General features: G+C 56.9%; 13 protein-coding genes and 1 pseudogene. 4 read left to right on the plus strand and 10 right to left on the minus strand.

Annotation, left to right across the window (positions count from 1 at the left end; translation table 11 throughout):
• Position 1: 1 nt before the first annotated feature.
• From AC1RO5_RS02950 to AC1RO5_RS02960, 3 genes are all read left to right on the plus strand, one after another.
• Positions 2-2,473, plus strand: a complete 2,472-nt coding sequence (locus AC1RO5_RS02950; RefSeq protein ID WP_493172591.1) for an ABC transporter permease — start codon at positions 2-4, stop codon at positions 2,471-2,473.
• Complete coding sequence (locus tag AC1RO5_RS02955) at positions 2,463-3,533, plus strand: lipocalin-like domain-containing protein (RefSeq protein WP_493172592.1); 1,071 nt, start codon at positions 2,463-2,465, stop codon at positions 3,531-3,533. Before AC1RO5_RS02950 ends, AC1RO5_RS02955 begins: the two co-directional genes overlap by 11 nt.
• A gap of 715 nt (positions 3,534-4,248) precedes the next feature.
• Positions 4,249-5,067, plus strand: coding sequence for a cyclase family protein (locus AC1RO5_RS02960; protein ID WP_493172594.1), 819 nt, complete (start codon positions 4,249-4,251; stop codon positions 5,065-5,067).
• Between the two features lie 7 nt (positions 5,068-5,074).
• On the opposite strand, the gene AC1RO5_RS02965 is transcribed toward AC1RO5_RS02960, so the two are convergent.
• The 9 genes and pseudogenes from AC1RO5_RS02965 to AC1RO5_RS03005 form a co-directional block, all read right to left on the minus strand.
• Complete coding sequence (locus tag AC1RO5_RS02965) at positions 5,075-6,961, minus strand: ATP-binding protein (protein WP_493172596.1); 1,887 nt, start codon at positions 6,959-6,961, stop codon at positions 5,075-5,077.
• 302 nt (positions 6,962-7,263) lie between these two features.
• The gene (locus AC1RO5_RS02970; protein WP_493172598.1) at positions 7,264-7,530 is read right to left on the minus strand and encodes a hypothetical protein; all 267 of its coding nucleotides are present in this window, start codon (positions 7,528-7,530) and stop codon (positions 7,264-7,266) included.
• A pseudogene (locus tag AC1RO5_RS02975) lies at positions 7,527-7,772 on the minus strand (DUF6124 family protein); the annotation flags it as partial. The pseudogene AC1RO5_RS02975 and the gene AC1RO5_RS02970, both read right to left, overlap by 4 nt.
• Before the next feature lie 56 nt (positions 7,773-7,828).
• Positions 7,829-8,491, minus strand: a complete 663-nt coding sequence (locus tag AC1RO5_RS02980) for a hypothetical protein (RefSeq protein ID WP_493172600.1) — start codon at positions 8,489-8,491, stop codon at positions 7,829-7,831.
• A 174-nt stretch (positions 8,492-8,665) separates the two neighbouring features.
• Complete coding sequence (locus AC1RO5_RS02985) at positions 8,666-9,097, minus strand: HEAT repeat domain-containing protein (RefSeq protein ID WP_493172602.1); 432 nt, start codon at positions 9,095-9,097, stop codon at positions 8,666-8,668.
• Entirely contained in the window at positions 9,094-14,004 is a 4,911-nt protein-coding gene (locus AC1RO5_RS02990; protein ID WP_493172604.1) for an RHS repeat-associated core domain-containing protein, read from the minus strand. Before AC1RO5_RS02990 ends, AC1RO5_RS02985 begins: the two co-directional genes overlap by 4 nt.
• The gene (locus AC1RO5_RS02995) at positions 14,001-14,729 is read right to left on the minus strand and encodes a DUF4123 domain-containing protein (protein ID WP_493173204.1); all 729 of its coding nucleotides are present in this window, start codon (positions 14,727-14,729) and stop codon (positions 14,001-14,003) included. The genes AC1RO5_RS02990 and AC1RO5_RS02995 overlap by 4 nt, the downstream gene beginning before the upstream one ends.
• A 4-nt stretch (positions 14,730-14,733) precedes the next feature.
• Positions 14,734-16,776: a type VI secretion system Vgr family protein gene (locus AC1RO5_RS03000; protein WP_413695317.1), complete on the minus strand. Its 2,043-nt coding sequence runs from the start codon at positions 16,774-16,776 to the stop codon at positions 14,734-14,736.
• A 132-nt stretch (positions 16,777-16,908) separates the two neighbouring features.
• Complete coding sequence (locus AC1RO5_RS03005; RefSeq protein ID WP_007900657.1) at positions 16,909-17,424, minus strand: Hcp family type VI secretion system effector; 516 nt, start codon at positions 17,422-17,424, stop codon at positions 16,909-16,911.
• 433 nt (positions 17,425-17,857) lie between these two features.
• Here AC1RO5_RS03005 and ligD point away from each other — a divergent pair, with 433 nt between their 5' ends.
• Entirely contained in the window at positions 17,858-20,392 is a 2,535-nt protein-coding gene (gene ligD / locus AC1RO5_RS03010; protein WP_493172607.1) for a DNA ligase D, read from the plus strand.
• Positions 20,393-20,535: 143 nt separating this feature from the next.
• Here ligD and AC1RO5_RS03015 read toward each other — a convergent pair whose 3' ends face one another.
• Complete coding sequence (locus tag AC1RO5_RS03015; RefSeq protein ID WP_007937010.1) at positions 20,536-20,817, minus strand: DUF3303 domain-containing protein; 282 nt, start codon at positions 20,815-20,817, stop codon at positions 20,536-20,538.
• Positions 20,818-21,006: the final 189 nt, after the last annotated feature.

The raw sequence follows: 21,006 nt of genomic DNA on the forward strand, positions 1-21,006 counted from the left end.
AGTGCGGGTTTTTCGCGAGACATTGCGGGCGCTGCTCAGCCATTGGCGGCAACATCCGGTGCAATTTTTCAGTGTGCTGACCGGGCTCTGGCTCGCCACCAGCCTGCTGACTGGCGTGCAAGCGTTGAACAGTCAGGCACGGGAAAGCTACGCGCGGGCCAGTCAGTTGATCGGCGGCGAACCTCAAGCCAGCCTCAGCGCGCCTGGCGGCGGGGTGTTTCCTCAGCAATTGTTTATCGACCTGCGTCGCGCGGGGTGGCCGGTATCGCCGGTGTTGCGAGGTCGGCTGACGCTCAAGGGCCATGAAGACCAGCGCTTGCAATTGATGGGCATTGAGCCGGTGTCGTTGCCGGCCGGTTCCGCCGTGGCCGGGCGGTCGTTACCGATCGAGCAGGTGGTCGAGTTCTTCACGGCGCCGGGCAGCACCTGGATTTCGCCGCAAACCTTGCGGGCGTTGGGCTTGGCCGAAGGTGAAACACCGGTGGCCCAGAGCGGCGTCACCTTGCCGCCCCTGCGTGCCCAACCCGATATGGCCCCCGGTGTGTTGCTGGTGGACATCGGCTTCGCCCAGCAGATTCTGCAATTGCCCGATCAACTGTCACGCCTGCTGCTGCCCAAGGATTTCTCCGCGACCCTGCCTGATCAGTTCAAGGGCCAACTGCAGCTCATCAGCAGCGGCGAAGAAAACAATCTCGCGCGCCTGACCGAGAGCTTCCACCTGAACCTCGATGCCCTGGGCTTTCTGTCGTTCGTGGTCGGCCTGTTCATCGTGCACGCGGCGATCGGCCTGGCGCTGGAGCAACGTCGAGGCTTGCTCAGAACCCTGCGCGCCTGCGGCATCAGCGCGCGGATGCTGATTGCCGGCCTCGCCGTCGAGCTGGGTGGCCTGGCGTTGATCGGTGGTGTCGCCGGCGTGGTCAGCGGCTACCTGCTGGCCGGCGTGCTGTTGCCGGACGTCGCCGCCAGTTTGCGTGGCTTGTATGGCGCCGAAGTGCCGGGGCAGTTGAGCCTCAGCCCGCTGTGGTGGTTCAGTGGTATCGGTCTGAGCCTGTTCGGCGCGTTGCTGGCCGGCGCCAACAGTTTGCTGCGAGCGGCACGTTTGCCGTTGCTGGCGCTGGCCGATCCGCAAGCCTGGCATCAGGCCCACGCGCGCTGGTTGCGGCGCCAGGGTTGGGTCGCGGCGATGGCTGCGCTGATCGCGGTGTTGGCGTTGATGTTCGGCGACAGCCTGAGCAGTGGCTTCGTGCTGATGGCCGCGTTGTTGATCGGTGCCGCACTGGCCTTGCCGGTGGTGTTGAACAGCGTGCTCAACCGGGTGCTTCGGCACAGTCATTCAGTGCTCGGCCAATGGTTTGTCGCCGACTGCCGTCAGCAGTTGCCGGCCCTGAGCCTGGCCTTGATGGCGCTGTTATTGGCGCTGGCGGCGAACATCGGCGCCGGCAGCATGACCGCCGGTTTCCGCCAGACCTTCAACAACTGGCTCGAACAACGCCTGACCGCCGAGTTGTATGTTAATCCGCAAAACCCCGCTCAGGCTCGAGAGCTGCACACCTGGCTCAAACAACAACCCCAAGTCAGCGCGGTGCTACCCAACTGGCAAGTGTCGATCCAGTTGCAGGGCTGGCCGGCGGACGTCTTCGGTGTGATCGATCACCCGACCTATCGCCAGCACTGGCCGTTGCTGGAAGCCTTGGGCGACGACCCTTGGGAGCGGCTGGCCAAGGACGACGCGCTGATGCTCAGCGAACAACTGGCCCGGCGGTTGAAGGTGCGCCTGGGTGATCACATGACCATTGCCACGCCCAACGGTCCATGGTCGCCACGGATCGTCGGGATCTACGCCGACTACGGCAATCCCAAGGGCCATCTGCTGGTCAACATCAATCACCTGCTGCGCGGCTGGCCGCAGCTGACACCCAGCCGTTTCAACCTGCGCATCGAGCCGGCATCGATTCCCGCGTTCCTGACCGCGCTGCAAGCGCGCTTCGCCCTGGACGACAGCCGCATCGTCGATCAGGCTCGGCTCAAGGGTTGGTCCACACAAGTGTTCGAGCGCACCTTCGCCGCCACCGCCGCACTCAACAGTCTGACGCTTTGCGTCGCGGGCGTGGCGCTGTTCATCAGCCTGCTGACCCAGAGCCAGAGCCGCCTCGGACAACTCGCGCCGCTGTGGGCGCTGGGCGTGACGCGGCGACAGTTGATGCTGCTCAACCTCGGGCAAACCTGGTTGCTCGCGGTGCTGACGTTGGTGCTGGCATTGCCGTTGGGCATCGCGTTGGCGTGGTGTCTGGACACGGTGATCAACGTGCAGGCCTTCGGCTGGCGCTTGCCGCTACGGGTGTTTCCACTGCAACTGTTGCAGCTGATGGGCCTGGCCTTGCTCGCCACGTTGCTCGCATCGGCGTGGCCGTTGTACTCGCTGTATCGCACGCAACCGGCGGATCTGCTGAGGACGTTTGCTCATGAAGATTAAAGTCTGCGTGCTGTTACTGGTGTTGCTGAGCGGCTGCGACAACACGCCTGCGCCGGAAAAAGGTTTCGCCGGCCTCGGCCATCAGGCCGCCGCATTTACCCCGGTGGTGCCCGGGCGAGTGTTCAATTTCCCGGCGGACCACGGCGCCCACGATGGCTTTCGCATCGAATGGTGGTACGTCACCGCCAACCTCAAGGACGACCAGGGTCGCGAGTTCGGCGCGCAATGGACGCTGTTTCGCAGCGCCTTGAAAGCGACGCCCGAGCAATCCGGCTGGGCCAATCAGACCATCTGGCTGGGCCATGCGGCCGTGACATCCGCCACCGCACACCATGCCGCCGAACGCTATGCCCGAGGTGGCGTCGGCCAGGCCGGAGTAAGCCTGACACCGTTCAACGCATGGATCGACGACTGGCGTTTCAGCAGTCAGGCCATCGACGCAAACCCGCTGGCAGACCTGCAACTCAGCGCCCGCGACAAGGCGTTCAGCTACCAGCTTCGACTGACCTCAAGCCGGCCACTGGTGCTTCAGGGAGACAAAGGCTTCAGCCAGAAATCCGAACAAGGCCAAGCATCGTATTACTACAGCCAGCCGTTTTTTCAGGCCAGTGGCACCCTGGAAATCGACGGCAAAACCTACACGGTCAACGGCCCTGCCTGGCTCGACCGCGAGTGGAGCAGCCAGCCGCTGACCGCCAACCAGACCGGTTGGGACTGGTTCTCCCTGCACCTGGAGAGTGGCGAGCAAGTGATGCTCTACCGCATGCGGCAAAAGGACGGCGCGCCATACCTCACCGGCACCTGGATCGACGCTCAAGGGCAGACGCAGTTGCTGCACGCCGACGACATCAGCCTCACACCGCAAGATACCGCCAAGGTTGCCGGGCGTTCGATGCCCGTGCGCTGGTCGATTAAAATCCCCGCCCAGCACCTCGAAATCACCATCGACGCCCTCAACCCCAAGGCCTGGATGGACTTGCGTATTCCCTATTGGGAAGGGCCGGTGCGGCTGAGCGGCAGTCATGGGGGGCAGGGGTATCTGGAGATGACCGGGTATTGAGTTGGAGCTCTCGGCGCCACGCCGTTCGGCGAAATTGAAAGATCTGAAAGCAGGGCAGAGCGTTGTGCTGATCTGTAACGATGTGCTGAAAGTGACCAGCTGGCACCCAAGCTGATCACTACTTGTACGTATTGATTGTTCTTGTGCAGATAGCGGTATAAGAACAATCAATTTCAATGGTCGAACTGGTGGGTTTAAGTAGTTTGTAGACGATGTGTGAGCGAAGCCTTACGAAATATTACGTGCATAAATTTCATGTTTGTACACGAGGACATATCTGCCAAATTCTATTAAAATCCTTCCCGTTCGCCCGGTGTCAGGGCTCTTTACCGGTGCATGGATTGCCAAGGCCATTACACTGGGCGAACACCTTCTTTGGGAGGTGCTGTTTAAAAGTTTCGGATATAAAAATGGGCGGCCCTGGAGTCGCCCATTTTTATTGGAAGATCTAAAGCGGCTTCCGCAAATGCTGTCCGGACACATCCATCAAATCGTAACCGTCCTGCAACGGGATGGCCAACCCGCATAAAGTGCCGCGAGTCGATGCATCGTGGGGCGCCGGGACGGTTACGGTGATGCATTGAAACGATCAATATTGATACTCTCCAATACACAAACCTCTTCAGGATCAACGAACAGGGAGTAGAGAATGGCTGGAGCCACAGCTGGGCTCGAGGGTAGGAGTCCTTAATGATCAAAGGGGGAGCCAATCGTTATGGCGAGATCAAAGCAAAACAAGAGCTGTTTTAAACGGGTATCCATCGGCGTACTGGCCGCTTTGCTGTCGGTCGGCGTCGCTAAAAGTTTCGCAGAGGATAAGGAAGTCAAAGGAATGCAGAGTATTCAGTTTCGAAAGGTCATTGACCTCAGCCATGTCATTAGCACGACGATTCCACTGTGGCCTAACGACCCTCCAGTGACATTCGACGTGGTGGCTTCACAGGAAAAAGACGGTTATTACCTGCGGCGTTTCAGCATCGGCGAGCACAGCGCTACCCATATGAACGCGCCCAATAGTTTTCACCCCAATGCCATCGGGATTGATGCCTATAAACCGGAGTCCCTGGTGCGTCCGGCCGTGGTGATTGATATACGAACCCAGGCTCGGGATAACCCGGATTATGTGATTGGCGTCCAGGACATCGAAAAATGGGAACAGGCTAATGGGCGCATCGACCAAGGCTCTGTTGTGCTGTTTTATACGGGATGGCAAGCCCTGTGGAACGATCCCAAGCGCTTTATCAATGAAGACGCGAAAGGCCCACACTTTCCCGGTGTGGGCGCTGCTACGACCCAGTTTCTGCTTGAAGAACGCCAAATCGCCGGTGTCGGTATCGATACACATGGCGCTGATCCAGGTCAGGATACGGTTTACGCCACCAACAGCCAGATTCTGGCCAAAGATGGCATCGTCCTGGAGTGTCTGACAAATCTCGATCAGCTACCTGCGAAAGGCACGACACTGGTCATTGGCGTGCTTCGACTCAAAGAGGGGTCGGGTTCTCCTGTTTCCGTAATGGCGTTTGTACCCTAAGCCCATTTCAACTTGAAATTGCATCCACTACCGGAGTACTGGCCTGGAGCTGTCGCCGGTAGTTGGCTGCACGCTGAAGTACTTGGGTCAAGGCCTGAAAGTTTGCCGGTTTGGTTAAAATGTCATTGGCACCGGCGGCCCTGAAACGTTCTATCTCGCTCGAAAAAGCGCTCGCGGTGAACGCAACGATGTAGCAAGTATCGCCCAGTGGTAGTTCGCGGATTTTACGGATGGCCGCTAGCCCATCCATAACAGGCATATTGATGTCCATAAAAATGATACCTGGAGTCGACGTTATGCACTCATTGACCGCCTCCAGACCATCTGACGCAAGGGCGGGTATATAACCCAACGCCTGTAACATCGCCAAGGCAACTTTCTGACTAATGGGATGGTTCTCCACCAGCAGGATATCGAGCGGGTAATCCCTGGCAAAAGATGAGTCGAAACCAACCGTTGCATGATCGTCCCCGAGGGGTATTTCCGAGACGGAAAAAGGCTCCATGGGGAGTGAGAAGGAAAACGTCGATCCGATGCCAGGCTGACTGGTAAAGGATAAAGTCCCCTGTTGCGCCTCGACCAGACTCTTGCAAATTGAAAGACCGAGCCCACTCCCGGTAAAGCGTTGACTGGCCGGCCCTTTGAACTGAACAAAGGGCTTGAACAGGCTGTCTTGCCGCGCCAAAGGGATACCTATGCCGGTATCGCGTATGGAGAAGTCGAGTCGGGCTCGAGGGCCGTCACCGCTCGTTTTGACCACGAGCGATACTGTTCCGGTTTCGGTGAACTTGACCGCATTACCCAACAAGTTGATCAGTATCTGGCGAAGGCAATCGGTATCGGTTTTGACCCAGTGCGGTACATCCGGCGATACCTGAGCCTCAATGATTATTGGTTTGCCCTGAGTGTTTTGCCGGATCATTTCAATACTGGATGAAACCAATGCTCTCACTTCGAATACACGAGGTCTCAATTCAAGTTTGCCCGCTTCGATCTTTGCCAGGTCGAGAATGTTGTCGATAAGCGACAGCAGGGTTCGTCCGCTGGTATGAATCGTATTGACCAGACCGCTTTGCTCGGGATTCAGGGAGGAGCCGGCCAGTAACTCAGTCGCACCGATGACACCGTACATGGGCGTGCGGATTTCATGACTCATGGTGGCTAAAAAACGGGTCTTGGAACGATCCGCATCCTCGGCGGCATTTTTTGCCTGATTCAATACCTGTTCGTTTATTTGCAGTTGCTGAAGATGAGCACGCATGCGCAATAAGTCGATCACGAACAAAAGACTGAAGGCGAGAAATACCAGAATGGCAAGGATGATATGGTGCAGAGAGTCCTGATTAAGTTGTTGGTAGTAGTCCGCCAACGTCATCTCCGCACCCGCCACATAAACCGTCCCGTCCTGGGATTTCATTGGGACGAACACGGCGCGAAAGTCTCCCCAGTGATCCGAGTAATCGATCCAGGTGGGCTCGGTGCGCTCAAAACTGTCGAGCAAAGCCTGACTGGCATCTGGATAAGGATCGAAAAAACGTACGTAATTCTGTTCTTGAATCTCTTTTTTCGACGCGCTGGAGCTGATCAGATAGGCTTCCCCAGCGCGTTTGACCACGCTGTAGACAAACGCGGTGCCCATGGACTCGTTGAACCTGGAGAGCCGCTGAATGGCATCCCAGTCTTGCGCTTCCGTTTTCGACTGTTTGTCGATCAGATTGTCATGGTAGCGGTCGCCGAGGATGGCCGAAGCGCCCAGCGCGGCATGCAGCAGCTTGTTATTAATGTTGTCAGTGAGGATTCCTTGAGTCTCGACGTAGAGGTAGTAGATATAACCACTGACACCTACGATGTAGACCAAAAGTAACGCCCATGTTTTCCGTCTGAGTTTGAACATTCATCACAGCCTCCATACTGTTAGCCCAGCATAGATTGAAGACTGGCTCAAAACCAATATTTCTCAGTGAGGAAGCTACTTGACCGAATAGCCAGTTTTTCTGGGTTTTTGGGGTGACTGGGATTTTGTGGAAGAGTCCACCATAGTGGAAATTGGAAGAATTTTGCTCCTATATCAAGAAATTTGCAGACGAAGTTTTAGCAGCCTCTTGCCAAATGCTCTGTGTATAAAATTGAGGGATGATATTAAACGTCGGATATAAAAATGGGCGACCCTGGAGTCGCCCATTTTCATTGGCTGAATTAAAGCTGGGCCCGTAACCGCCGCCCGACCACATCCAGCACGTCGCAACCGTCCCGCAATGGGATGACCAACACCCGCGCAAACTCTTGCAACAGTACAGCGTCACCGCCAGGCGCTTCGCCCATAGACAGCGTTTCCAGCAGTTGAGTGACACAGCGAATGCGATACGCGGCCGTGTCATGCAGCACATCGACAGGCGCTGCGGTGTCGATCAGCAGCGAAGGGATCGTGCAGTCGATGCCGGTAATCGGCATGTATCGAGTCATGGCTGAACCTCCTGAGCGTCGGACGTCCCACCGGGTGGGTCGAGGTTGTCCAGCGCCCGGTTTACCAACAACTCACCCAGTGCGGCCAATTGCTGAATTGATAGCGCTAGGCTGCGATGTGAGCCTTCGAGTTCACAGGCCAGGTCGGTGGTCAGTACGTTGAGCGAGGAGAGGGTTTCGCAGGTGTGGCTGATGGGGTCAGGATTTTTGGGGTTGCGGAGGCGGGCGCTGACGGAGTGTTGGGGTGAAACAGGTGTAAACCTATTTCAGGACTAGACAAACCTTGACTTGAGACCGGTTAATGGGTGTCCCCTTTCTTATTAAAATCTTTAATGGTGTCCGGTACTTCAGTTGTGGTTATTTTGGTGATCTCTAAATTTTCAAGTAAGGACTTTATTTTGTCGCTGTACGCTATTGGGATGATAAGTTGTGCGGCTGAATGAGTATCGCTTTCTATGAATCGGCCAATGAGGGTTTCTCGACTATTTGTTAAGAAATCAAGGACGCTTTGCGAAGAGATACCCTTGTCGGCTTTGTTAAGATGTTCCCATATAAGGTCGAGATTAGGGCTGATTTTTTTGAAAATTAGAATTGTATTTCGATGCTGTGTTAATTCATTTGGGTTGAATTTTACATCTCGGGTGTTGTTTAGTTTGATGTATGAATATATTTTTGATATTTCATTAATTTTTATTAGATCTTTTTCGGTCAAGGATTTGCCAATTTCTTTGCGTAGGCGTAGCTCTTGAACCTTTTCGTGTTCCAGTGAGTAGCCTATTGTTCGCCATTTCATCACTACTGGCCATTCGGGTCCTAAAGTGTGAGTGACTTTTTTCCAAGTGGCCCATATTTCTAAAATGGAAGGGCCAAGAAATGAAAAAGTCATGAAGCCAAGGGCAGTGGTGTAAGTTGGTTGCTCCCATAGCTTTATTCCTGGTTCACAAATATAAAATGTGCTCATGGTTTTTCTTTCTTGAGGTAGGTATGCGAATTATCACCTTCATTTAGTGCTGCTTTTGTACCTGTGGTGCCACTGACTTGTCCGGTAACACTTCTAAAGCCGAAAGGGGGGGCAGGTTTACTTCCTATGTGAATGGAAAATAAATATGTCCCTTGTTGGGTCGGTTTTTTGTGATTAGTTTTCTGCCGCTTCAGCTTTGGCGAGTAATCTGTTGAGTTCTGGCTCAATCTCATCAATAGGTGTTGTCTCTATAAGTTCTCTGATGAAAGGTGCGTATTTTTTTTCTATAGGTACTTCTGCCCAGTCGAGTTCGTATGTTGCGATGATTTTTACATCTTTGTAGCAGGAGCTGGAAAGCAATAGTTTTAGGAGTTTAATCGCTTGTTCTGTTCTGTCTTCTCCCAATGAAACGGCGCAACGCTGTTGCCAATACTCAGGCTTTTGTAGTATTTCTTGCTCTAATCGTTCCCATTGCTGATTTTTGAAGTCTATAAGGACTGATTTTGCAACAAGCTCTGTACTGTACTCAGTCCAGTTTGATTCTTCTGAGTCACCGATCCATGAGTGAAGCTTTTCATAAGTCTCGTCTTTTTCGTAGTTTTTCATGGGGTGGCTCCTGTTGGATAAGATGACGTCACTACACCGTTTTCTTTAATTACTTGCCATTCAACGCCGTCCACGATTTTGGTGTGCTCGGTAATTAATGCTCCGGGTTCATTGCGTATAACCCTTCCAGGCTCTAATGCTACCTCGTCAGTGACTTTAAGTATTTTTGCGTCACTCCAAGTTTTAGGCGCAAAAGTATGCCTGTTCGGAGACTTTGCGGCTGACCAGCCAACTGTTCCATCTTTCCGCTCCAAAATCATCTTGAAGTTTTTGACACTAGTTGTTCCGTCTTTATTGGTACTAACAATGTCGTATTGATAGTTTGGCGAGTTCATTGTCTGAGGAGAATGTCCGCCGATAGGCTTGTTATGTGCCGGGCTCCGGGTGCCATACAGAATTTTATCCTGCATCGCTTTCGGGATCGTCCCTGTATATGGGGGCTCAGGGCTGTCATCATCGACTTTAGCTTTCTTTTCCGGCTTGTCTACAGCTGTCGCTGAAGGTTCTTTGTCTTTGGCGCCTGGGCACCCATTCAACCCCAACGGATCCACCCATCCCGTAGGATTAGGCACGTACTGGTAGTTGTTCAACCCGCCCGCCAGCTTGATCGGGTCTGGCGTCAAAAACCGTCCAGTACCCGGATTGTAGTAGCGATGCCGGTTGTAATGTAACCCTGTCTCGGCGTCGAAGTACTGCCCCTGGAAACGCAACGGGTTATCGATTTCGCTGACGTCTAGCGCCACAAGGTTCCCGTAGGCACGGTACTTGGCCGACCACATGATCTCACCGCTGTAGTCGGTGAGTTCCTGTGGGGTGCCGAGGTGGTCGAGTTGGTAGTAAAACGGTGCGGCTTTCAGCGGACCTTCGCCGTCGAGCATCGCCAGTGGGCGGAAGGTCCCCGGCTCGTAGATGTAGCTGCGATAGCGATTGTCGGCGCTTTCTGCGATTAGGCGTTCGCCTTGCCAGAGGAACTCAGTGGTGTGGCCGTCGACGGTCTTTTCGATGCGTCGGCCGAAGGCGTCGTACTTGTAGGACGCGACGCTGCCGCCCGGCAGGCTGACGCCGATCAGGCGATGTTGGCAGTCGTAACGGTACTCGGTAACCAGTTTCTGGCTGGCACCACGGCGCTCACGGATCAGGTTGCCGTAGGCATCGTAGTCGTAATGGCGGTCGCCCTGCATCAGCAGGCGGTTGCCTTTGACGTTGGCGAGGTTGGCCGTGCCTTCGTTATTCTGGCCGAGGAGGTTGCCCGCCGGGTCGTGGGCGAAGCTTTCAGGTGTAGCGCCGCGTACGCTGATCAGTCGATCGAGCGGGTCGTAGTGGTAGCTGCGATTGCCTTTGCGGCTGTCGTCGATGCCGGCGAGGTTGCCGTTGGCGTCGTAGGTGTAGCGGCGCTGGAACAGATTTTTTTCGCGCTGGCTGACGCTATGGGCTTGTAGTCGGCCCTGTTCATCGTATTGGTATTGGCTGAGTAGCAGGCCTTGCTGGCGTTGTTGTTCGCGACCAGCGTTGAATTGGTGGCTGGTCAGGCGCGAGCCGTTGAGGTCGATGCTGCTCAACTGGCCGCCAGGCTGGTGGCGGTAGTCGAGCTTGCTGCCGTCCGGCAGGCGGCAGTGCTTCAGTTGGCCGACGCTGTCGTACTCGTAGCGCAGGGTGCCCCAGCCCTGGTGTTCGGTGATCAGGCGATCTTGCAGGTCGTATTCGTAGGCGAGGGGCCAGTGGCTGTCGTCGACGTTGACCAGGCGACCGAGGGCGTCGTAGCTGTAGTGAATTTCTTCGCCGTCGGCCAGGGTTTTCACCAGCAGGCGACCAGCAGCGTCGCGTTGGTACTCGGTCACCAGCTCGCTGCCGTCGTCGCCGAACTCGATTTTTTTCAGCAACCGACCGTTGAGGTCGTATTCGTAGGCGGTACGGCGACCGTCGAACCCCGTTTCCTGCTGGATCAGACCGTTAGGGTAGTAGTCGAGGTGGTAGCGCTCACCGCGTTCATTTTCAATCTCGGTGAGCAGAAGGCGCGAGTTGTCGTAGCGGTAGCTCAGCTGGCTCCCGTCTGGGTTGATGCGGCGGCTGACAAGGTGCAGGTTGTCGGCATACTCGTAGCGGGTGATGCGCTCGAGTTCATCCCGTTCGGCGGTGACGCGACCATACGGGTTATAGGTGAAGGCGCGGGTGGCGCCGCCGGGAAGGGTGATTTGTGTCAGGCGATCAGCTGCGTCCCATTGGTAATGGCTGATGGCTCCGGTTTCATCCTGACGTGTAGTCTGCCGACCTAGCGCGTCGTAACGGTACTTGCGTTGGCCGCCATCAGGCAGGCGTTCTTCCAGCAGTTGGCCAAGATTGTTCCAGCCCAGCTGGTGACGGCTGCCGTCGGGATGATGGATTTCCAGCAGGCGGCCTTGACGGTCGTAGCTGTAGTGGGTTTCGGCGCCCTGAGGGTCGGTTTGCTGGGTGATATCGCCTTGACGGTTGCGCTCGTACTTCCAGCGCGCTTTACCACGCTGGACCTCAATGAGTTGACCATTGAAGTAGTTGTAACGAGTCGGTTCGTCTTCTGGCGGGATCACGGCCATCAAGCGTCCGGCATCGCTGTACTGATACTCGGTGATGGCCCCCATCGGGTCTTTTACTGCGACCAGACGACCCTGATCGTCATAGGCTTTCTGCGTTTCCCCGCCATCAGGAGCAGTCTCGCTGATCAGCCGCGCATTCTTGTCATGCACGTAGACATGTTCGCTGCCGTCGGAGTTGTAAGCAGTCACTGAACCTTTGTCATCCCACTCGTAACGCGCTTCCAGTTGCGAGTAGTTAGCCCAGTGACGGACGCAACGAGAAAGTTTGCCCTCACGCTCCCATTCCCAGAAAAAACTGGCGCCACCTGCCAGTTGCCGTTCCAGAATGACGTGCTGATCGTTGTAGCGGTAATACTCGGTTTCACCTGCTGCATTGGTCGAGGATACGAGCTGATTACGCGTGTTGTAGCGGTAGGAGACCAAGGTCTGGATGGTTAGCCATGGATCCTGGCGTTCACCGCGCTCGTTGTACTCGGAGCGTTGTTGCTGATGGTTCACCGCGGCGATATGACGGTCGTCGTAACGCAGCAGCAAGGCGCGGCCTGCGCCATTGTCGATGCGCTGAATGCGGTCGACAAAGTCATAACTAATATGCACCCGATTGTCATAGGCATCGCTGATGGTGATCAATCGCCCGGCACTGAAGTGATAAAAGCGTGCTTTTGGCCCCGCCTGGGTAAGGATCAGTTCACCGGGAGCATCACCCAAATAAATCGCCGCCTGCGCCAGACTGTTGGTGATAGCCGGGCGTTGTTCGGTTGGCATCGGGAAGCGGATCTGGCGGTTTTCGTTGTCCGTCCACAGGACACCTTCATCGTCCAGTTCCAAGCGATGAGACAGGGAATGGCTCCAGCCATGGCCAAGACGGCTGTCGATTTCGACCGCACTGCTTCGGTAAAGGCGCGTCCATTCCAGAGGCAACAACCCACCCAGCTCGCCATCAGAGAGGGTCAGCAATTCCTCGCCGGTCACCATCGAAATCGGGTCGTCTTTGAGGCAGGTTTTGTTGGCACACTCGGTGGGTTGGTCAGCCGGGTTTTTCGATTGATTTGGCGCGTTGTCGACCGTCTCTTTTTGCTCGACACGTGTGGCGCTTTCAGTTTTGCCGCGCGCCTGAATCTGCGCATCCGTTTCCACTTTTCCACCGGCGACAGGTGGCTTTTTCTTCGGTGGCGTTGCTGTTTCTGCAGGTTTGGGCGGGGCGATCTCAACGTTGGCTTTACGCGCCGGGTTGAATGCCGAATTGCCATTCAGCAGTAAAGGCCGAGCAGCCTCGGTATGCGGTGTGGCGCTTGTTTTGCTGACCTTCATCAGCATGCCAGTAAAGTCTTCAATAAGTTTTATGACTTTACCGCTGCTTTGCACACCCTTGATTGCCTTCGTACCCACACGCACAGCCAGGCCCAGACCACCAGTCAGAACCACACCGACCAGAATGTTCAGCAAGAATTCTGTGCTCATTTGCGCCAGCACTTCCGTGCAGGTCTGCGGCGGCAGCATCTTCACCCACGCCACGATGGCAGCGACATAGATCCACATCAGCGGCTCATCGCTGGCGATCAGCAAGGCTGTGTGGATGGCCTCTGTTGAGGCGTCATAAATCTTCTTGATCTGTTCTTCGGTGAAGAAGTTTTTCAGCTTCTCGTAGTTCTCACGAGGATGCGCAACCAGGTTGTAGAGGCTTTTGATATCCCCCCACAAACCCATGATCGCCTTCAGAAATCCTTCCCATGCAGCTTCCAGCTCTTGCAGGACACGGCCACCCATCGACGCATCAGTATGTGCCTGCCAGAGCGGCAGGAAACTGGTGCTCCACTCAGTCTGCAACCAGCCGCTCAAGTCGCCGATTACGCCCTGATAGGAGTTGAACAGGCTGTCGATCTGCGCGCGGGTAGGATTCGGGAAGAACGTGATTTTGTATTGCTGATTGGGGGTGAGTCCGGAGACTTCCAGAATTCCGGTTGAGTCGATGGTTTTGTTGATGGTCGGGCCGACTTCGTTCTTGCCAATGAATCGGCCATCGACCACAGGTGTCAGCCTTACCGGAGTATTGCCGATTGGAACAAATCGCGCAGACTCGAAGCTATGCACAAGCGTGAGTTTGCCGTTTGCCGGGCAGTTGGCATAAAGGGTGTTTTCCTTTTTGCTGTCCTTGTCCTGAGTGTGGACCTCATCACCGACCTTGAATTGCTGTTCCGCGTCCAGCACGCCGCCGTACCAGGCCTCGGCATGCTCACGGTAATCCTTCAGGCACTTCTTGAAATCACTGACGATGACCTGAGCATCTGGTTGTTTCGCTGTCAGGTTCCCAACGATCGAACCCATCAAAATGCTCATACGGCCACCTCATTTTCCAAGTGGGCTTTCAGCAGCCCTGTGTAGTTTTCTTCCGTGAGAGGGGTGCGCTTTACGAAGCGCGCCACTTTTTCTCGAAGGTTGGATTCAGGGAACGAGAAGTACAGATCGGCGTGATCCTCCTTCAACCACTGCATCATGTTGCCGATGACGGTCGACGGATTTTGCTTGGTCAAACCATCCAGCAGTTTCTGCGGCACCTCCCACCACGGCCAGTCTTTCGCCGGTGGCACCGCGCGAGGCCCAACTTCCAGACTCTTCCCATTAATCAAATACCGATCAAACACCGGCAGCACCTCACCAGCGGCATCGCCGAGGCCTTCCAGAATCGGATAGATATGCCGTCCATCCCAGAACCGGAAAAACACCTCGCTACCGTCGGGCATGCGCACTTGAGTCAGGCTGCGCAGATGTTCGAACACCACATCCGGCGCACTGGTGGATACCGCCAGCCATCCCCAGTCCTGAGCATCCGTTTCGGCAATCCACGGCAGAAAACTTGAGTTGGGTTTCAACTCGGTTAGGTAGGGCATCACCGGCTGCCAGGCCGCGTAAGGTGTGCCGCCCCAAATCGGGGTCGCCTGGGTTGTGGGTTCGTTTTGATAAAGCGACTTGAGCGCTTCAGCATCACTGGCCGCACTAACAATCAAGTACAACCGCTCACCCGTCTGCAATGGCCGTTCAGCCAGCCAAGCCTGTGGAGTCATCAGATCAGATCGCACAAGCACCTGCCTTGCACTTCTCGCACTCTTCACAGAACGGCGCATTGCGTTTCAGGGTGTTGATCTGCGCCGGCGTCAGTACCGCACCAGCCTTATCCGCATCAGCCTGTTTCAACGCTCCAGGCATCAGCGGCGCTGCCCCGGTGCCGCTGCCTGGGCTGCCGCCGGAGTTCATGTTGATCGCCGGGCCGCTGAGGGTGACGCCGCTGGCATCGATCTTGATGAAGCTGCCGCCGCCCTTGAGGGTGAGTTCGCTGCCGGCTTCGAGCACGACTTTCATGCCGCTGCTCAGGTGGATTTCCTGGCCGGCTTCGATGAATTGGCCGGTGCCGACCTTGATGTGCTGGTTGACGCCCACGGTGAGGTGGTCGTTGGCGCGGGCTTCGACTTTGCGATCGGCATAGACGGTGTGGTGTTCTTCGGCCTTGAATTCGCTGTAGCTGTTTTGCTCGACGGTGTCGTGGCGTTCGTTGCCGACGCGGATTTTCTGGTCGTGCTCGACGTTCTCATCCCAGTCGCGCTGGGCGTGCAGGAAGATCTGTTCCTGGCCTTTTTTGTCTTCGATGCGCAGCTCGTTGAATCCGCCGCCGCCCGGAGAACTCAGGGTTTTGAAGGTGCTGCGGGTCTTGTTCGCCGGCAGGGCGTACGGGACGACGTTTTCCTTGTGGTACAGGCAGCCGCTGATCAGCGGTTGGTCGGGGTCGCCTTCGAGGAAGCTGACCAGCACTTCCATGCCGATCCGCGGAATGGCAATGCCGCCGTAATGGGCGCCGGCCCAGGCGGAGGAGACGCGCAGCCAGCAGCTGGTCTTGTCGTCGGCCTGACCTTCGCGGTCCCAGTGGAATTGCACTTTGACGCGGCCGTATTGGTCGCAGTGGATCTCTTCACCTTTTGGCCCGGTGACCACGGCGCTCTGGCTGCCGAGGATCCGTGGCTTGGGGTGGTTCAGCGGCGGGCGATTCGGCACGTCCCAAGGGGTGGCCTGGAAGCGGTTGCGGTAGCCCTGATGGAAATCGTCTTTGAGGTTGGTGGTGCTGCTGGTCACCGACTCTTCCAGCACTTGCGGCTGTTTGCCTTCGTGGAGGATTTCGGTCAGCAGCCACAGATCGTTCCACTTGGCCTTGGGGTGTTGGGTCAGGGCCAGGAAGTGGCCGCTGACCAGCAACGGCTGATCGCTGCGGCCTTCGGCCAACTGGAAGTCGCTGCGGTGGCGTTCGAGGGCGCGTTTGGCCAGGTGCTTGCCGCGTTCACGGTCGATGAAGCGACCGGGGTAGTCGTAGTCTTCGAGGTCGGGCAGGGCATCGCCACGGTTCTCGCTTTCCAGTTTCAGGCGCGGCTTCTCGAAGTCGTAGTCGCGGCGGGTGGTGCGGCTGGTACGGGTTTCCAGGCGCAGGTCGAAGCGCTTGATTACCGGGTCGTTGGCGACCATGCCGGAGTCTTGCTGGTAGGCCACGGGCGCGAGTTTCGGGAACACCGTCTGGTCATCGCCGAACACCAGCTTGTGGGCCGTGGCGCTGTGCTGGAAGTGGTAATGGATACCTTCTTCCTCGCACAGGCGCTGGATGAACTGCAGGTCCGATTCATCGTACTGAACGCAGTAAATGCGCTCGGGATAAATCGCCCCGACTTTGAATTCGTAGGCATTGCTCTGGATGCCGTGCTCTTCGAGGACCATGCCGATGATTTTCGGCACGGTGAGGTTCTGGAAGATGCGTTGGTTGATGCGGTGCGCCAGGTAGGACAGCTGCGGGCGCAGGGTCACGGCGTAGCGGGTCAGGCGTTTGCCCGAATCGCCCTGGGCGGCGCGGTAGATCTGGCCATGAATGCCGCTGCCGTCAGGCGAGAGCTGCAAGAAGGCCGGTTTGTGCAATAGCGTTTCGAGGTCCAGGGACGGCTGTTCACTGACCAGTTCCACCTCAAACACAAAAGGCTGGCTGATGGCTTCCCGACCTTGCAGGGCAAGGACCTGGAGATCGTTTTCCAGACCTTCGACAGTCAGGGCAAAGTGAGTCTGATTGGCCGGCGCGAACATCCCTTGTTCCTCGTGCAGTGCTGCGGCGCGCGTTGACACCCGAAAGCCGGATCAACGGACGCGAAAATTCCTGGAAGGCGCAAATGACATCGACCAGCAGAGCTGGCCGATGTTTGGAACCGTCAGCCGCGATTAAGCGACTGGAACACGCCAGTCATCGGAACCCGAAGTACCGGATACTTCGTGGGTCCAGGTGATTTTGCGGTAGGTGAATTGCACTTCTTCCAGGTGCGTGAAGTGCGAGTTCGACGGATCCTGGCAGTTGTGCATTTTGTTGTTGATGGCGACGATGATCGCGTCTTCCAGTTTGGTGGTGTAGTAGTGCTCTTGGGTACCTTGAGCAGAGGTGCGGTACCACTGGATAACGATTTCGCTCATGCGCTCGCCGGAGGTCAGCGCCGCTTGCAGCAGTGGCGAAGACTTGTCGTATACCTTGGTGATCACGACTGGCTTGTGTACACGCTGACCGGTTGGTTGGCCGGACTGTGGGTCACGCGGGATGATCACGTCGTGGCTGAAAGCCTGAACCATGACCTGGTCTTCGTGGCCTTCCTGGTAGGTGTTGCCAACGGAGTCGGCGGTGAACGCGCCGGCAGTGATCAGGCCTTGTTTCTCGCCAGTAACGGACATGTACGCTGGTGTAGCCATGGATGTGCTCCTTGCTAAAAGTTAGGGTGCCCGGGAGGCGGTATCGCCCGGTGGGTGCCTGACTGTTATCAAGGACCGTGCCATAAATGTTTTTTTCCATATAAATCAGGTAGTTGATGTGGTTTTTAAAGCACGCAGAGGTTTTTCGGCAACGATCACCTGAAAAAGTGCGCAACTTCTTGCGCAGTGGTGCGCAAGAAGTTGCGCACTCGGCTGGAGGGCTTGATCCACTTGGCGTTCAGCGTTGTTGAGGTGTTTTTGGGGCGAATAACTGCGCAAGAAGTTGCGCATCAAGGCTATGAGCGATCATCCCGATATACCCAGCCGTCTGTCCGGGCAATTCCAGTGGTGATGGAATTTTTTTCCGGACCAGTCGCTCTGCTGATGTAGAGACGTGCCGATTCAGCGTCCGGCAGTGAGCACCTGGTAAGCCATGAACAAGACCCTGGACGATTACAACCGCATGCGTGACTTTGTGGCGACTCCGGAACCGGCCGCCGCCAAGCGTTCGGGCAAAAAAACGGTGAAGGATCATGCGTTGCAATTCTGCATTCAGAAACATGACGCGTCGCACCTGCACTATGACTTTCGCCTGGAGCTTGATGGCGCGCTGAAAAGTTGGGCCGTGCCGAAAGGCCCGTCGCTGGACCCCAAGGTCAAGCGCCTGGCAATCCACGTCGAAGACCATCCGCTCGATTACGCCACGTTCGAGGGCACCATTCCCGAAGGGCATTACGGCGCCGGCGAGGTGATCGTTTGGGACCGTGGGGTGTGGATTCCCCAGGACGACCCGGCCAAGGCGTACGCCAAGGGCCGGCTGAAATTCGAGTTGCAAGGGGAGAAGCTCGGCGGCCTGTGGAACCTAGTGCGCACGCACATGCCGGGCAAGCAGGAGCAATGGTTTCTGATCAAACATCAGGACGGCGCGGCCAGGCCCGAAAGCGATTACGACGTGGTCGCCGCCGAGCCCGACAGCGTGCTCAGCGATCGCACCATCGTCGCCAAGTCGAAACCCGGTCCCGTTAAAAAGCCAGCGGCGAGGGTGCGCAGGGAGCGCTCATCACAGCTGACAGGCGCCCGCAAAGCCAGACTGCCGGAGCTGATCAAACCCGAATTGGCGACGCTGGTCGAATCCGCACCGGACGGCGAATGGCGCTACGAGATCAAGTTCGACGGCTACCGGGTCATGGCGCGCATCGATCACGATGAGGTCAAACTCTTCACCCGCAACGGCCACGACTGGACCCACAAATTGCCAGAGCAGGCCGCAGCGCTGGCGGCGCTGAGCCTTGAATCGGCCTGGGTTGACGGTGAAATGGTGGTGGCGGACGAGCAGGGTGTTCCGGATTTTCAGGCGCTGCAAAACGCCTTCGATGCCGGACGAAGTGGCAGCATCGTTTACTACCTGTTCGATTTGCCTTACCTCAATGGCGTGGACCTGCGTGAAGTTCCTGTCGAAGAGCGCAGGACGGTGCTGGCGACTGTGCTCAAAGCCAATGAAAACCCGCTGTTGCGATTCTCCGACACGCTCAACGAATCCCCGGAGGCGTTACTCGACAGCGCCTGCAAAATGCACATGGAAGGGCTGATCGGCAAACGCCTGGGTTCGCCTTACGTGTCCCGGCGCAGCAGTGACTGGATCAAACTCAAGTGCAAGCATCGGCAGGAATTCGTCGTAGTCGGCTTCACCGACCCCCAAGGCTCTCGCAGTGCTTTTGGCGCGTTATTGCTGGGGCTGCACGACCGTGACAGCGGTGAGTTGCGCTATGCGGGCAAGGTCGGCACCGGGTTCAACGAGGCGAGCCTCAAGCGCCTTTACGAACAGCTGAAACCGCTGCAGACGAAAAAGCCGTCGGTGGTCAACCCGCCCACCGGCGTTGAAGCCAAGGGTGTGCATTGGCTCAAACCCGTTCTGTTGGCGGAAGTGGCCTTCGCCGAGATGACCAAGGACGGCTCGGTGCGCCAGGCCGTGTTCCATGGGCTGCGCGAGGACAAGCCTGCCGCAGACATCACTGAGGAGCGTCCGACAACCGTGAAAATCCCAGCCAGCAAAAAGCCCCCCGCGCCGTCACAAGTCGGCCTGGGGCAGGGCAAGGTGCGTATCACGCATCCTGAGCGGGTGATCGATGCCAGCAGCGGCACCACCAAGATGCAATTGGCGGAGTATTACGCCAGTGTCGCCGAGTGGATTCTGCCGCAACTCAAAGACCGGCCGGTGGCGCTGGTGCGCGCACCGGACGGCATCACCGGCGAACTGTTCTTTCAGAAGAACGCCGAGAATCTGGCCATACCCGGCATTATCACTCTGGACAAGGCACTGACAGGCCAACCGATGATGGTCATCAAAAGTGCCGAAGCCCTGATTGGCGCGGTGCAGATGAGCACCGTGGAGCTGCACACCTGGAACGCCACGTCGGTCGATCTGGACAAGCCCGACCGCTTCGTCCTCGACCTCGACCCGGATCCGGCGTTGCCCTGGAAGAGCATGGTCGAAGCGACCCGGCTGACCCTCACGGTGCTGGATGAGCTGGGGCTCAAGGCGTTTCTCAAGACCAGCGGCGGCAAGGGGATTCACTTGGTCGTACCGCTGACCCGCAAACACGCTTGGGACGAGGTCAAGGACTTCAGCCACGCGATTGTCAGTCACATGGCCAAGCTGCTGCCGGAACGTTTTTCCGCGGTGTCGGGGCCGAAAAACCGGGTTGGGCGCATCTTCATCGATTACCTGCGCAACGGTTTGGGCGCCACCACGATCTGCGCTTATGCCGTGCGCACCCGCGAAGGGCTGCCAGTGTCGGTGCCGATCTTTCGCGAAGAAGTGGCTGAGCTCAAGGGCGCTAATCAATGGAACCTGCACACCGTGCATGAGCGCCTGGCCGAGGTGGGCGATGAGCCCTGGGCCGACCTGAAGAAAACCCGGCAGACGATTACTGCCGAGATGCGGCGGCGGATCGGGATGAAAAAATAGTGAATCAGAAGGCTGTGGCGAGGGGGCTTGTCGGAACGCCGCATCGCCCCGTTTGAGTGCTTAGCACTCACAAGATCTTTGGACATCAGAGATTTTGGGGCCGCTGCGCAGCCCAACGGGGGCAAGCCCCCTCACCACAACAACTATTGCTTGCCGACTGCGGCAGCGAGCAGCGGCGCCACCTGTTCATCGGTCAATGCGGCGTGGACTTCCATGTTCATGAGGTCGCTCCATTCCAACACCCACTTCTGAATCGCCACCGGATCACTGGCCTCGGCAATGCCCACACCACTGGAGCCGCCGACAGCATGCCAGCGTCCCAGCATGCTGACGCCTGCGGGTGGGGCACCACCGGTCTTGAGAAAGCGTTCGATCGCGCTGTTACGTTGTTGCGGACTGATGGACCAACGGACCATGAATAACATCTGCCACCTCCTGCTACGGACTGGCACCTTTTATCTTCGCGTTCCTGGCTGGCGCCGGGGCCACGGTCACGCCTGAGTTTCCAGCTCCTTCCTGGCTGGCCTGAAACCTGTTCTCCCATGAGAAGGCATAGCAGTGGACCGTGTCGCGTGTACGACCGCTGATCCTGTTTCAGGGCATTCGAACGAACG

The sequence above is a fragment of the Pseudomonas sp. GW822-FHT02G04 genome (assembly GCF_058802085.1).